13 protein-coding genes are annotated in these 12,622 nt (G+C 61.4%); all 13 read left to right on the top strand.

Annotated features, from left to right (window positions below):
* Positions 1-2: 2 nt before the first annotated feature.
* From LZ496_RS08965 to LZ496_RS09025, 13 genes are read left to right on the top strand one after another with little or no spacing between them, the layout of a single operon-like run.
* Positions 3-1,697, top strand: a complete 1,695-nt coding sequence (locus LZ496_RS08965; protein ID WP_249904293.1) for a pilus assembly protein TadG-related protein — start codon at positions 3-5, stop codon at positions 1,695-1,697.
* Positions 1,697-2,218: a TadE/TadG family type IV pilus assembly protein gene (locus LZ496_RS08970; protein WP_283937990.1), complete on the top strand. Its 522-nt coding sequence runs from the start codon at positions 1,697-1,699 to the stop codon at positions 2,216-2,218. The genes LZ496_RS08965 and LZ496_RS08970 overlap by 1 nt, the downstream gene beginning before the upstream one ends.
* Entirely contained in the window at positions 2,218-2,811 is a 594-nt protein-coding gene (locus LZ496_RS08975) for a TadE/TadG family type IV pilus assembly protein (protein ID WP_249904295.1), read from the top strand. The genes LZ496_RS08970 and LZ496_RS08975 overlap by 1 nt, the downstream gene beginning before the upstream one ends.
* 46 nt (positions 2,812-2,857) lie before the next feature.
* Positions 2,858-4,018 (top strand): AAA family ATPase, encoded by a 1,161-nt coding sequence (locus LZ496_RS08980; RefSeq protein WP_249904296.1) that lies wholly within the window; start codon positions 2,858-2,860, stop codon positions 4,016-4,018.
* A gap of 2 nt (positions 4,019-4,020) precedes the next feature.
* Positions 4,021-5,409, top strand: a complete 1,389-nt coding sequence (locus LZ496_RS08985; RefSeq protein WP_249904297.1) for a CpaF family protein — start codon at positions 4,021-4,023, stop codon at positions 5,407-5,409.
* On the top strand, positions 5,406-6,407 hold the full coding sequence (locus LZ496_RS08990) for a type II secretion system F family protein (protein WP_249904298.1): 1,002 nt from the start codon (positions 5,406-5,408) through the stop codon (positions 6,405-6,407). Before LZ496_RS08985 ends, LZ496_RS08990 begins: the two co-directional genes overlap by 4 nt.
* A gap of 4 nt (positions 6,408-6,411) precedes the next feature.
* On the top strand, positions 6,412-7,389 hold the full coding sequence (locus LZ496_RS08995) for a type II secretion system F family protein (protein WP_249904299.1): 978 nt from the start codon (positions 6,412-6,414) through the stop codon (positions 7,387-7,389).
* Between the two features lie 2 nt (positions 7,390-7,391).
* On the top strand, positions 7,392-8,348 hold the full coding sequence (locus tag LZ496_RS09000; protein ID WP_249904300.1) for a LytR C-terminal domain-containing protein: 957 nt from the start codon (positions 7,392-7,394) through the stop codon (positions 8,346-8,348).
* Positions 8,345-9,172: a tetratricopeptide repeat protein gene (locus LZ496_RS09005; protein WP_249904301.1), complete on the top strand. Its 828-nt coding sequence runs from the start codon at positions 8,345-8,347 to the stop codon at positions 9,170-9,172. The genes LZ496_RS09000 and LZ496_RS09005 overlap by 4 nt, the downstream gene beginning before the upstream one ends.
* Positions 9,169-9,654: an A24 family peptidase gene (locus LZ496_RS09010; protein WP_249904302.1), complete on the top strand. Its 486-nt coding sequence runs from the start codon at positions 9,169-9,171 to the stop codon at positions 9,652-9,654. The genes LZ496_RS09005 and LZ496_RS09010 overlap by 4 nt, the downstream gene beginning before the upstream one ends.
* An 8-nt stretch (positions 9,655-9,662) precedes the next feature.
* Entirely contained in the window at positions 9,663-10,112 is a 450-nt protein-coding gene (locus tag LZ496_RS09015; protein WP_249904303.1) for a hypothetical protein, read from the top strand.
* Positions 10,113-10,138: 26 nt separating this feature from the next.
* Positions 10,139-11,344, top strand: a complete 1,206-nt coding sequence (rlmN, locus tag LZ496_RS09020) for a dual-specificity RNA methyltransferase RlmN (protein WP_249904304.1) — start codon at positions 10,139-10,141, stop codon at positions 11,342-11,344.
* A 33-nt stretch (positions 11,345-11,377) separates the two neighbouring features.
* On the top strand, positions 11,378-12,619 hold the full coding sequence (locus tag LZ496_RS09025; protein ID WP_249904305.1) for an SAM-dependent methyltransferase: 1,242 nt from the start codon (positions 11,378-11,380) through the stop codon (positions 12,617-12,619).
* Positions 12,620-12,622: the final 3 nt, after the last annotated feature.

Raw genomic sequence — 12,622 nt, forward strand, 5'->3', positions numbered from 1 at the left:
GTATGAGGCGGCCCTCATTCTGGGTTGGGAACAATAGCGGGGCGGTCGCGCCGACCGTCGCACTGTCGCTCTTTGCGCTGATTGGCGCTGGCGGGATCGCCTTCGACTATGCCCGCCTGGCCACCTTGGACACCGAATTGCAGAACGCTGCCGATCAGGCAGCATTGGCTGCCGTGACGCAGCTGGATCAGCAGTCCGGAGCGATCGCCCGGGCAACTGCTGCGGCTCAGTCGTTGCTGGCCAATCAAACGCTGATGGCGAATGATAACAACGCCAGCGGCCTCGTCGCTGCAGTCTCTGCCGTGGTGTTTTACGCGACCAAGGCGGATGCGGAGGCGGCCAATGGGCTCAATTGCCCGACAACCAACGCCATCGATCCTACCGCATCGAACGCTAACGCGACGGCCAAGTTCGTCTGCGTTCGAATGGCCGATCGCGTTGCCCGCTATGCGCTTACTCCAGTCACCGCCGCATTTTCATCTGGCAATATTTCGGCGATGGCGGTTGCCGGTCTCGGCACGGCGATCTGCAAGGTTCCGCCGGTCATGATCTGCAATCCTGACGAGCCAACCGGCAACTCAGATAAGAATCTGGATTTCGACATCGCTTCCCGGATTGGAGCGGGGCTGCGGCTGATTTCGGTAGGCAATGGCAATACGGCCTGGGCGCCGGGCAATTTCGGCTATCTCGATACCGGCTCGCCGACGTCAAACCCGAATGTCGAGCTTCGCCAGGCGCTCGGGTGGGTCACTCCTCCCGGTGACTGCTCTGGCCTCGCGGGCGTCAAGACTCGTACCGGCGCGGGCACGCCGGTAACTCAAGCGCTCAATACCCGCTTCGACATCTATGAAAAGGCCAATACCGGGAACGGCAATGCCGCCTCCTGTCCTAGCGGGGCAACCTGCCCAGCCTCAATCAACACAGTCAAGGACGTAATCCAGAAGGGCACGCCAAACCAAGCTAACAAATGCGGCGTCGCCAACAATGAGTGGGAGCTTCCACCTTCGGGTCAATACTATGGCAGCGGCAACGTCCCGGCGCCGTCGAATACGACGGACCTGACACAGACCGAGGCAGACACCATCAAGGCGATGGGCTACCCCCGCGACAAGTGCCACGCCATTTCGCAAAATGGCAGCTGCACTGCCGACAAGGTCGGAAATGGCGCCTGGGATCGCGGCGCTTATTTCCGCGTCAACTACGGCTGGACGGCCGCCCAATGGCCTGGTTACCTCGCCACGGGGACAAACTCCATTCCGATTACCAACACGACGCCCTCTCGCTACCAGGTCTACCGGTGGGAAGTCGCTAATCGGGGGACGACGATCGGGGGCAAGGTAATCCTGGGTCCACGCGTATACGGTTCAGGCCCCAATGGAGAAACCGCATTCGGCACGCCGGTTTGCTCGCAGCTTCAAGGCTATGGAAGTGGAATGGTTCCTGGCGGCAACAATGTCGACCGGCGGCGGATCTCGACCGCCGTCATCAATTGCAATGCCTGGAACGTCCATGGCGGAGGCGGCACGGTCTATGGTGTCGTAAAATGGATCGAGCTTTTCCTGGTTGAGCCTTCGCTTCAGCGAGACCGCACGGATGTGAATGACGTCTATGCGGAGTTCATTGGCCAGACCCAGATGGGAGCAGGCTCCTCTGCCGGCCAAGTGGTAAGGCACGACGTGCCCTATCTGGTGAAATGATGACTCGCCGTTCGCTTCTACGGGACCGGTTGGGTTCGGCAGGGGCCGAAATGGCGCTGGTCGCCCCCTTGCTGTGCGCAATCATGCTTGGCTCGGTCGAACTCGGCAGCTTCTTCTACAATGAGCACATACTGACCAAGGCCGTACGCGATGGCGCGCGCTATGCTGCCCGCCGGAGCTTCAGCTTCTATGAAAGCGGCGGAAACTGCGCCAATCCAACCGACGCGACCTTGATTGCGAACGTAAGGGCGTTGGTGCGGACGAGCCTCTTGTCGGCCGGCACAGATCGATTTCCCGATATCCAGGACAGCGACATTACGGTGACCGCCGCTTGCAGTGCCACGGTTTCGGGCCAGTCCATGAGCGGCATTTACCAGGGGCGCACCGGCGGAACTGCGGGCGCTCCCGTTGTGACGGTGACAGCCAGCATTGACTACAACCCGGTAATCGGCGCCTTCGGGTTCACCGGCGCCGGTCTCAAGCTCAACGCCAGGCAACAAGCGGCGGTGATGGGCATATGATGCGCCGCCTGCTCCTCGATCGAACTGCGTCGAGCGCCGCCGAGTTCGCGCTCGTCTTGCCGCTGCTGATCCTCTTCCTGCTCGGCATCATCGATGGCGGCCGGTATTTGTGGGAGGTCAACAAGGCCGAGAAGGCCACGCAGGCGGGCGCCCGCGTCGCGATCGTTACGGACGTGATCTCGACTGGCCTGGGCACCCAAGGTTATGTTGGCGTTGGCGGATTGACGCAGGGCGACCTTATTCCTGCCAGTGCGCTGAGTGACCTCGTTTGCACGCGTACGGCCTGCACTTGCACCGGAAACTGCCCGACGAACTTCGCCACAACGGACTCGGCTAGTTTCGACCGTATTGTCGCCCGCATGCAGTTGATGATGCCAAATATGAGCGCGAACAATGTCACAATAACCTATCGCGGGTCCGGCCTCGGCTTTGCCGGCGATCCCAATGGCATGGAGATCGCCCCGCTGGTTACGGTCCAGCTGTCCAATATCCGGTTCAAGCCGCTGGTCCTGTTCAATTTCGCGACAATCACTCTTCCACCATTCCGCACCACGCTGACGTCCGAGGACAGCAGCGGCACGGTGTCAAATTGAGGTTATGATGAGCGTGCATTCCCCTGATAATTCCAACGCGCAATGGATGGCCGATACTGGCCCTGCCCCTGTGCGGCTGTTGCTTGCCGGAGTTGATGGGGAAGCGAGCGAGCTCGTCGGTGCTCGCGCCTCCGGCTTCCCGCTTGATCTTGTGATCGTCGAAACGGCCCAGCCAGTGGAAAATTCGATCCTGGATGGGGCTGCCGCGGCAGTGGTCCAGGTGACGGAAGGCGACGAGTTGTCGATTGCCCGATTCAAGAATCTGGCGGCGGGACCGGTCCCGCTGATCGCTGCCGCTTTTGAGCCGTCGCTCGCATTTGTGCGCTCGCTCGTGCGTGCCGGAGCACATGACGTTGTTCCACTGCCGCTCGACCTGGCGGAGCTTGAAACCGCGCTGGATCCCATTCGCCGGATGGTAACAAGTCGCGGGCCGCGGCCGCGCGCCGGGCACCAGAAGATTGTCGCGGTGATCAAGAGCGAGGGCGGCGTCGGGGCAACGTCCCTGCTTGGCCAACTCGCGACGCGCTTTGCTGCTGCAGAATCAAAGGCCGGCCGCGAAGCCTGTTTGATCGACCTTGATGTCCAGTTTGGCGATGTCGCGATTCAACTCGGACTCCAGCCGAAGCTGACGTTCGGGGACTTGCTGCAAGCCGGGAAGCGGCTTGACGGCGAGATCCTGAAGTCGGTCGCGATCACCCATTCGAGCGGTTTGCATGTTATTCCCGCTCCGCGTGAAATCATGCCGCTGGAATCGCTCAACAGCGATCAGGTGATTTCAATTCTGGATCTTGCGACCGCTGAGTTTGGAACGGTCTTTATCGACCTTCCGGCTAACTGGACGAACTGGTCGCTGTCATTGCTCGCACGAGCGGACCTCGTGCTGATGGTCACCGAATTGCGCGTTCCAAGTCTTCACCGTGCACGCCGGCAACTGGATCTGCTCGCGAGCCAGGACCTGCATAATCTCGATGTGCGGATCATCTTGAACCGGGCGGAAACCGGCTTCTTCAAGACTCTCGGTCCTGCGGATGCCGAACGAGTGTTGATGAAACCGGTCTCGTTCATGGTCTCGAATGACCATGCGACGATGAGCCAGGCGATCGACCGCGGCGTGCCGTTAGCGGAAATCAAGAAGAAATGCCCGCTGATCAAGGATTTTGAAGCGATGGATCGCGGCGTCGCTGCCGCACTTGGGTTGGAGCGTTAGTCATGTGGCAGATTCGTAAGCCCAAGGATCAGGTCTCGCCGGAAGAAGTAGCGGAGCGGACGGAAGAAGAGCGTCGGATGGTTACCACGGGTGATGCCGGCGCCTTCTCCCACAACGAACTGCACACCGACCTCAAGGTCGAGCTTCATCAGCGGTTGCTGGGACTTATCAATCTGTCGGCCCTCGACAATATGTCGCGCGAACAGATTGAGGACGAGGTTGGGGACATCGTCCTCGAAGAGCTGGATAAGCAACGTCATGCGCTGAACCAGGCGGAGCGCAGGAAACTTGTCGACGATGTGCTCGATGAATTGCTTGGGCTGGGGCCAATTGAGCCGCTGCTCAAGGACACCACCATCACCGACATCCTGGTCAATGGGCATAATAGCGTGTTCGTCGAGCGCTATGGCGTGCTGGAAACGTCTCCGGTCCGCTTCAAGGACGAAAAGCACCTCGTCCGCATCATCCAGAAGATTGTTTCGGCGGTCGGCCGGCGCGTCGATGAATCGGCGCCGATGGTCGACGCTCGGCTGGCGGACGGCAGCCGCGTCAATGCGGTGGTTCCGCCGCTCGCACTCGACGGCGCACTGCTTTCCATCCGCAAATTCGCGAAGGTCCCGATCAGCCTCGCCCGGCTGATCGAGATCGGCTCGGTTCCGGCCCCGGTCGCAGAAGTCCTTAAGGCGGTCGTGGCAGCGCGGCTAAACGTGTTGATTTCGGGGGGCACCGGTTCCGGTAAGACGACCATGCTGAACGCGATGTCGGCATTCATCGACAATCGCGAGCGCATCGTGACGATCGAGGATTCAGCCGAACTCCAATTGCAACAAGAGCATGTGGCTCGCCTTGAAACGCGCCCGGCCAATATCGAAGGCAAGGGTGAGATACTTCAGCGCGACCTGGTCAAGAACTCGCTGCGTATGCGCCCGGACCGCATCATCGTCGGCGAAGTCCGCGCTGGCGAGGCATTCGACATGCTTCAGGCCATGAACACGGGTCACGACGGCTCGATGACAACGGTGCACGCGAATACTCCGCGTGACGCTCTGTCACGTGTCGAACAAATGATCGGCATGAGCGGTGTCGACATTCCGGCCCGTTCGGCCCGAGCCCAAATCGCATCGGCAATCCATGTTGTCGTTCAGGTTGCGCGCCTAAGCGACGGCAGACGCAAATTGATCAGCCTTTCGGAGCTTTCGGGCATGGAAGGCGAGGTCATTACCATGCAGGAGATTTTCCGCTTCCGTCAGACGGGCATATCGGCCGACGGCATTGTACAGGGCAGATTTGAAGCGACAGGTATTCGACCCAGGTTCCTGGATCAGGTCACCTCCCACGGCGTCACGCTTTCACCTGACCTGTTCCGTCCGGACAGGAATTTCGAAGCATGAGCGACATCTGGATCAAGGCGATCATTCTGGTCCTCGTTTTTGCCGCGGTCGTTTTCGCGGTGGAACGGGTGTTGGCGGTCTATATCGGACGCAACATTGAATCGAAGGCCATCAACAAGCGGCTGGACCTGATCGGACGCGGTCATTCCCGCGGCGACGCCATGCAAATGTTGCGGCGCCAGGTCAGCGCGCTTCCGGACAAGCTTCCACCACTCCTGGTCCGTCCGGCAATCGCATTCGAGAAAATGCTGGTGGCTGCCGGCCTGGCTATGCCCACGGGCAGGCTGATGCTGCTCTTGCTGGCAGCGCCGATTGTGATCTTCTTGATGATCATCCTTCTGATGCTGGCTCTCGGTGGAGCGCTTGGTTTCGGCCGGATCCTCATGATCGCCACATTCGCCTTCGTGCTTGGCGCTGCAATCCCGCTGCTGGTGCTGCAGATCAGGGCGAACCGGATGCGTAAGAAGATGCAGGACCAGTTTCCCGTGGCGCTGGACGTGTTCGTTCGCGGCCTACGGGCCGGTCACCCGATCGCTGCCGCATTGGACTTGCTGACCGTGGAAATGGCCGACCCGATCGGCAGCCAATTCGGGATCGTCGTCGACGAAGTGACCTATGGGGCGGATCTTCGAGATGCGCTGACGGCCATGGCGGAGCGCTGGGACCTGGATGATATGCGGATGTTCGTGGTCGCCCTATCCGTTCAAAGCGAGACCGGTGGCAACCTGGCCGAGATCCTCGAAAATCTGAGCAAGGTTATCCGCGAGCGCCAATCGATGATGCTGAAGGTGCGTGCGCTTTCGAGCGAAGGAAGAATGACTGCTGCGATACTGACCGGCCTTCCGGTCATGGCCTTTTCCCTCTTGTTCTTGGCCAACCCGCGTTTCTACCTGGACGTGGCGGACGACCCTGCCTTCCTTCCGGGATATGTTTCGCTGCTTGCGCTTTACGCGATCGGCTTTTTCACCATCCGGCGCCTGATAGATTTGAAGGTGTAGAGCGATGATGGAACTTCTTGCCAACGACATCGTCCGCATGGCCCTATTGGCGCTATTGTTCCTTGCCGTTGTCGCTGTGGTTTATGGCCTGGTGTCGCTGCTGGAAGAGCGGCACGAAATGCATCAGCGCCTGGTCACTAGCAGGACGCCGACGCAACCGGACTTCACCCAGCCGGGGGCTGGGCTTCGGGTACATGACGCGCGCGGTGCATGGGTGTCGCTCGTCACGGCCATTGAGAACGCTGGCATTCCACTGGTCGATACCAAGGATGCGACGATCCGCAGTCGGCTTGTCGCTGCTGGCTATACCCAGGAATATGCGCCGCGTATCTATACCTTGGTCCGGCTCGCGATGGTGATTGGCCTGCCGCTCGGGGCATTCGCTTTGCTCTGGGCCGGCGGAAACTCGCCATCACTCATGAAGCTGTATCTGATCGGGCTGATCGCTGCGGCACTCGGCCTCTATATCCCGAACCTTTGGATCAGGATAAAGGCCGACCGGCGCCAGCGCGAGATCATCAACGGCTTTCCGGATGCACTCGACCTTATGTTGGTTTGCGTCGAAGCAGGTCTTGGCCTTGAGGCCGCATTCAGCCGCGTCGGCATGGAAATGACGCGATCCCACCCGTTGCTCGCGGAACAGCTCGGGGCCGTCGTGCTCGAACTTCGAGCCGGTCGCAGCCAAGAGGACGCTCTTCGACGCATGGCCGATCGCGCGGGCGCAGATGAAATCCGCGCCTTCTCGACGCTCCTTATTCAAAGCCACAAGCTAGGGTCCTCGGTTGCGCAAACTTTGCGGATTTACGCCGCCGAAATGCGTGAGCGCCGTCGGATGCGGGCGGAGGAAAAGGCGCACAGATTGCCAGTTTTGCTATCCATTCCGCTGGTGACATGCATGCTGCCCGTAATGATCGGCGTTCTGATGCTTCCAGCAGTCATTCGAACAATTCGCGTTCTGGTTCCGGCCTTAGGGGGAGACTGAACATGAAAGGCGCATCGCAATTCACCTGCATTGTTGCCGCGATCAGCGTGGCGGCCTGCACCACGGGCGATCTTGCTGTTCGACCGATCAAGTCGAATTTGGCTGAAGGTCGCCAACCTTCCAACGTCCGGGTTGCCGAAGGAAATGCACAGCTGGCACTCGGCAATGTTGCACTCGCGATCGAGGCCTATCGGAAGGCGCTGAGGGAAGAGCCGAACAATGTCGAGGCGATGATCGGCATGGCCAGCTGCTACGACCGAATGGGCCGTCCCGACATTTCGCGCCGACATTATGAAATGGCGCTTGCCGTCGATCCTGCAAATACTGAAGTCTATTCGCATTTCGCCCAGTCCCTGGATGTCCAGGGACAGCGTGACGAAGCCGCACGGGTAAAAGCGGAGCTGGCGGAGCGCGTCGTCGCCCCCGAGACGTCGCGTGAAGTACCTGGCTCGGTTCCCGTGCTGCCGCCGCCACCGGCCCAGAGTGTGACGGTAGCCCTCGCACCGCCGCGCTCCGTGCCGGTGGCGGTTGAGCGCCCGATCGGAAGCGGGATGCGGCTTGAGCGGCTTTCCCTGCGGGAAGTGGCATTGGTGACCAAGCCAGAGCTCAAGTGGGAATCGAAGACGGTGACCCGCACCGCGACTGCGACAACCATTCGGTTTGAAAAGAAGCTGCAGCCGGCAGTTACCCTGCTCAATGCAGCCCGGGTCCAGGGATTGGCCGCAAGGACGCGGGCCTTCTTGTCGCAGCGCGGCTTTGCGGGCGCACGCATCGGCGACGCACCGTCCGTCCGAGGCCAAAGCGTCATTCTATACTCAATGGAAGACTCGGCTCGAGCCGAACGCCTGGCGGCCCAATTCGGCTTCGCGCTGGAACGCAAGGAGGGGGCGAAGTCGGGAGTTACGATCCTGCTGGGTCGCGATGCGGCGCGTGATACTGCGCTTCGCAACCGGGCATGATCCTTTCCCTGTCGCTGGCATTGTTGCTGGCGGACCCGGTCACCGTGGCACCGGCGGCGCCGGCTGACCATCCGTCTCAGATTTCGCTGACAGAGGTTGGACGCGCAATCGGCGCTGGGCGCCTCGACCAGGCAAAGTCGATGCTTGGCACCGCGATCGCCGCCGGCGCCAAGGGTGAACCGGTAGACCGCCTGCTTGCCGACCTGGCCATGGCGCGGGGCGAGTATCAGCAGGCTCTCGGCATTTACCGGCAGCTTCTGGCCAACCATCCTGACGAAGCGCTGTTGCTCGAGCGCGCGGGGATTTCGTCGTTGAGGGTCGCGCAGTTGGCGGAAGCAACCTCTCTGCTGGATCGGGCGACCCGACAGCCGGATGCAAGCTGGCGGGCATGGAACGGCCGTGGAGTTGCGGCGGATCGGCAGGGTCGGTGGGACGAAGCCGATGCAGCCTACGCCAGGGCGTTCGCGCTGGACCCGTCAAGGGCCGAAATCTCCAACAATCAGGGCTGGTCATTCATGCTTCGCGGGCGCTGGCAGGATGCCGCAGCGGCATTCGAACGTGCGGCCACCATCGATCCGAAGCTTCCGCGGCTCGCGAACAATCTCGAACTCGCACGAGCAGCTATTGCCGCCGACCTGCCCCAGCGGATGGTGGGCGAAAGCGATGAATCCTTCTCGGCGCGTCTCAACGATGCCGGCGTTGTCGCCGCTGCCGCCGGCGAAACCAAACGCGCGGAGGCGGCCTTCGCGCAAGCGCTGGAAGTACGCAGCCGGTGGTATGCTCGCGCCGCCGACAATCTTGCCGCACTGGCCACTCCAAAATGACGTTGCTGGCGTCCGCCCCCGACTGGCTGGCGGCGCTCCTCCTTCTCTTCCTGGCATTGGCCGCGCTTGAGGATATTTGGCGCCTGGAAATCAATGATTGGGTGTGCGGTGCAGTCGCGGCCGCCGCCTTTCTAGCCCTGGCGATGAGCGGCCCTGCCGTCGACCTGTGGCAGAACCTGCTGCTGTTCGCACTGGTTCTTGGACTTGGCACATTATTGTTCGTTCGCGGCTGGATGGGCGGCGGCGATGTGAAGCTGCTGGCCGCATGCTCCTTGTGGTTCGATCTGGACCAGGGCTGGAAAATGCTTGTGGCTGTGGCCATCATCGGTGGGCTAGAGACTTTGCTTGTCATGTTGCTGCGTGTGCTGCCCTGGCCGTCCTCCCTTCGGAAGCTCATCGCGTCACTGCGCCACGGTGAGGGGATTCCCTATGGGGTGGCAATCGGTGCGGGCGTCGTACTTATTGGTTTCGCGTCGCGATGATCGTTCTGATGTCACTACTGTTCGCGCCGGCCCTCGTTGCCGCCGATGGGCAATGGGCAGCCTTGCAACAGGGCGGAACTTGCGAGGCCGCCTCGAAAACCGTCGGTGCCAGTTACAAAGATCGACCAGCGGCCCGCGCCAGCATCTCGTTTGACGCCGGAGGTCCCCGGCACGGCCAGTTCTCCGCCAGACTCAGCCGCGTGCCTCGGCCCGGCGCCACGGTGATGCTGCATATTGGCGACCAACCTTTCATGCTGATGACGCAAAACGACATGGCATGGAGCCGCGGGCCCAAACAGGAGCAGGCGATCATAGCCGCAATGCGCAATAGCGGCGGGATGAGGGTGGAGGCCCGCAGCCCCGGCGGCGGCCGGATTGTCGATCGCTATGCGCTGGATGGCGCTCCGCTCGCCATCGATGCAGCAGCTGCCTGCGCTGCGGGACTGGCAAATCACTGAGATTTCACCTACATGGCCCGCCTGCCATGAGTGCCGATACCTCCCTGATGCCGATTCCCGGCCCCGTCGATCCCGTGCCCGTTCCGCGCGCGGCTACCCCGCGTGCCGACGGCAAGGTCGAACTGGTCGGCCTGCCCAAGGAAGCGATCCGCGCCGCCATGGAAGAGGCCGGGCTTGAGCCAAGGCAGGCAAAGCTGCGCGCCAAGCAGGTCTGGCACTGGATCTACAATCGCGGGGTCAGCGACTTCTCCGCGATGACCGATATCGCCAAGGCACAGCAGCCGTGGCTTGCGGAGCGCTTCGCCATCACCCGGCCGGAAGTGGTTGAAGCTCAGATCTCGACTGACGGCACGCGCAAATGGCTGCTTCGCACGCATGATGGTCATGACTTCGAGATGGTGTTCATCCCCGATGCCGATCGCGGAACGCTGTGCGTGTCGAGCCAGGTGGGCTGCACCCTCAACTGCCGTTTCTGTCACACCGGAACGATGACGCTGGTCCGCAACCTCGATCCGTCGGAAGTGGTCGGCCAGGTCATGCTGGCGCGTGACGCGCTGGGCGAATGGCCAAGTTCGCCGGACGGCCGCATGCTGACCAACATCGTCATGATGGGCATGGGCGAACCGCTCTATAACTTCGACAATGTGAAGCAGGCGCTGAAGATCGTCATGGACGGTGACGGCCTCGGCCTGTCGAAGCGCCGCATCACGCTGTCGACCTCGGGCGTCGTGCCCATGATGGACCGCTGCGGCGATGAGATCGGCGTCAATCTCGCCGTGTCGTTGCACGCGGTGACCAAGGAAGTCCGCGACGAAATCGTACCGCTGAACAAGAAGTACGGCATCGAAGAATTGCTGTCGGCCTGTGCTGCATATCCGGGCGCGAACAACGCCCGACGCATCACGTTCGAATATGTGATGCTGAAGGACAAGAACGACAGCGACGCCGACGCGCGCGAGCTGGTGCGCCTGCTCAAGGCCTATAAGCTGCCGGCCAAGGTCAATCTGATCCCGTTCAACCCCTGGCCCGGCGCCCCTTATGAATGTTCCACCCAGGAACGGATCCGGTCGTTCAGCAACATCGTCTTCGAAGCCGGCATTTCAGCGCCCGTCCGGACACCGCGAGGCCGCGACATCGATGCCGCCTGCGGCCAGCTGAAGACCGCTGCGGAGAAGCGTTCGCGCGCGGAGCGCGATCGGGACGCGGCAGCGGACTTGAACACGGCCGCCTGAATCGCCAACCTGCCTCCACTTGGAGGGTGGTACATGTCGATTATCTCCCGTTTGATCGGAACCTTGTTGACGCGCGGGCGGATCACCTTGGTCCAGCCCGATGGCACCCGCGAAACCTACGGACCTGGCGGCGGCAAGGAGCTGACGGTTCGCTTCACGGACAAGAGGGTCGCGTTCGACCTGGTCCGCAATCCGCGGCTCAATTTCGGCCAGACCTATATGGACGGCCGCCTAACCATCGAGGACGGGACGATCCTCGACCTGATGGAGATGATCACGGGCGCCAACCGCTGGGAAGACGGCGGCCAGGGGCGGGCCCTGATGCGCAAGGGCAAGATCAAGGGGCTAAAGAAGCTCTTTCGGCGGAATGACGCGAGCAAATCCAAGCGCAATGTCGCCCATCACTACGACCTACGGGACGAGCTCTACGAACTCTTCCTCGACGGGGACCGCCAGTACAGTTGCGCCTACTTCATGGACCCGGGCAACAGCCTGGAGCAGGCGCAGTCGGACAAGAAGGCGCATATTGCCGCCAAACTCTATCTGAGGCCCGGGATGAAGGTACTCGACATCGGCTCGGGCTGGGGCGGCACCGCGCTCTATCTTAACCGGGTGGCCGACGTGGATGTGCTGGGCATCACACTATCCGAGGAGCAATTAAAGGTCGCTCGCCGCCGCGCGGAGGAGGCCGGCGTTGCCGATCGTGTGAAGTTTGAGCTGATCGATTACCGGTCGCTCGATGGCCAGTTCGACCGGATCGTTTCGATCGGCATGTTCGAGCATGTCGGCTCGGCCCACTATGAGGAATTCTACGCCCAGTGCCGCGAGCTATTGGCCGACGACGGCGTCATGCTGCTCCATACGATCGGAAAGCTGGGTGGAGCAGGCGCGCCGGATCCGTTCACGGACAAGTGGATCTTCCCGGGCTATCACCTTCCGTCGCTTAGCCAGATGTCGGCGGCGAGCGAGAAGGTGCGGCTGATCGCAAGCGACGTCGAAATGCTCCGGCTTCACTATGCGTATACGCTTCGTCATTGGCTGGAGCAGGCGACAAAGGCACGCGACAAGATCGTCGCCATGTATGACGAGCGCTTCTTCCGAATGTGGGAATATTATCTCGCCGGCGGGATCGTGATGTTCGAAAGCGGCGCTGCCTGCAATTATCAGGTCCAGTATATCCGCGACCGCAATGCCGTGCCGATCACGCGCGATTATATGATGGAGGCGGAGGAGCGGTACCGGAAAGCCGATACCGCCCCTGCCAAGGCTGCCTGAGGT

Origin of the sequence: Sphingomonas caseinilytica (assembly GCF_023516455.1) — a bacterium.
In the GTDB taxonomy this organism is placed as follows: domain Bacteria; phylum Pseudomonadota; class Alphaproteobacteria; order Sphingomonadales; family Sphingomonadaceae; genus Sphingomicrobium; species Sphingomicrobium caseinilyticum.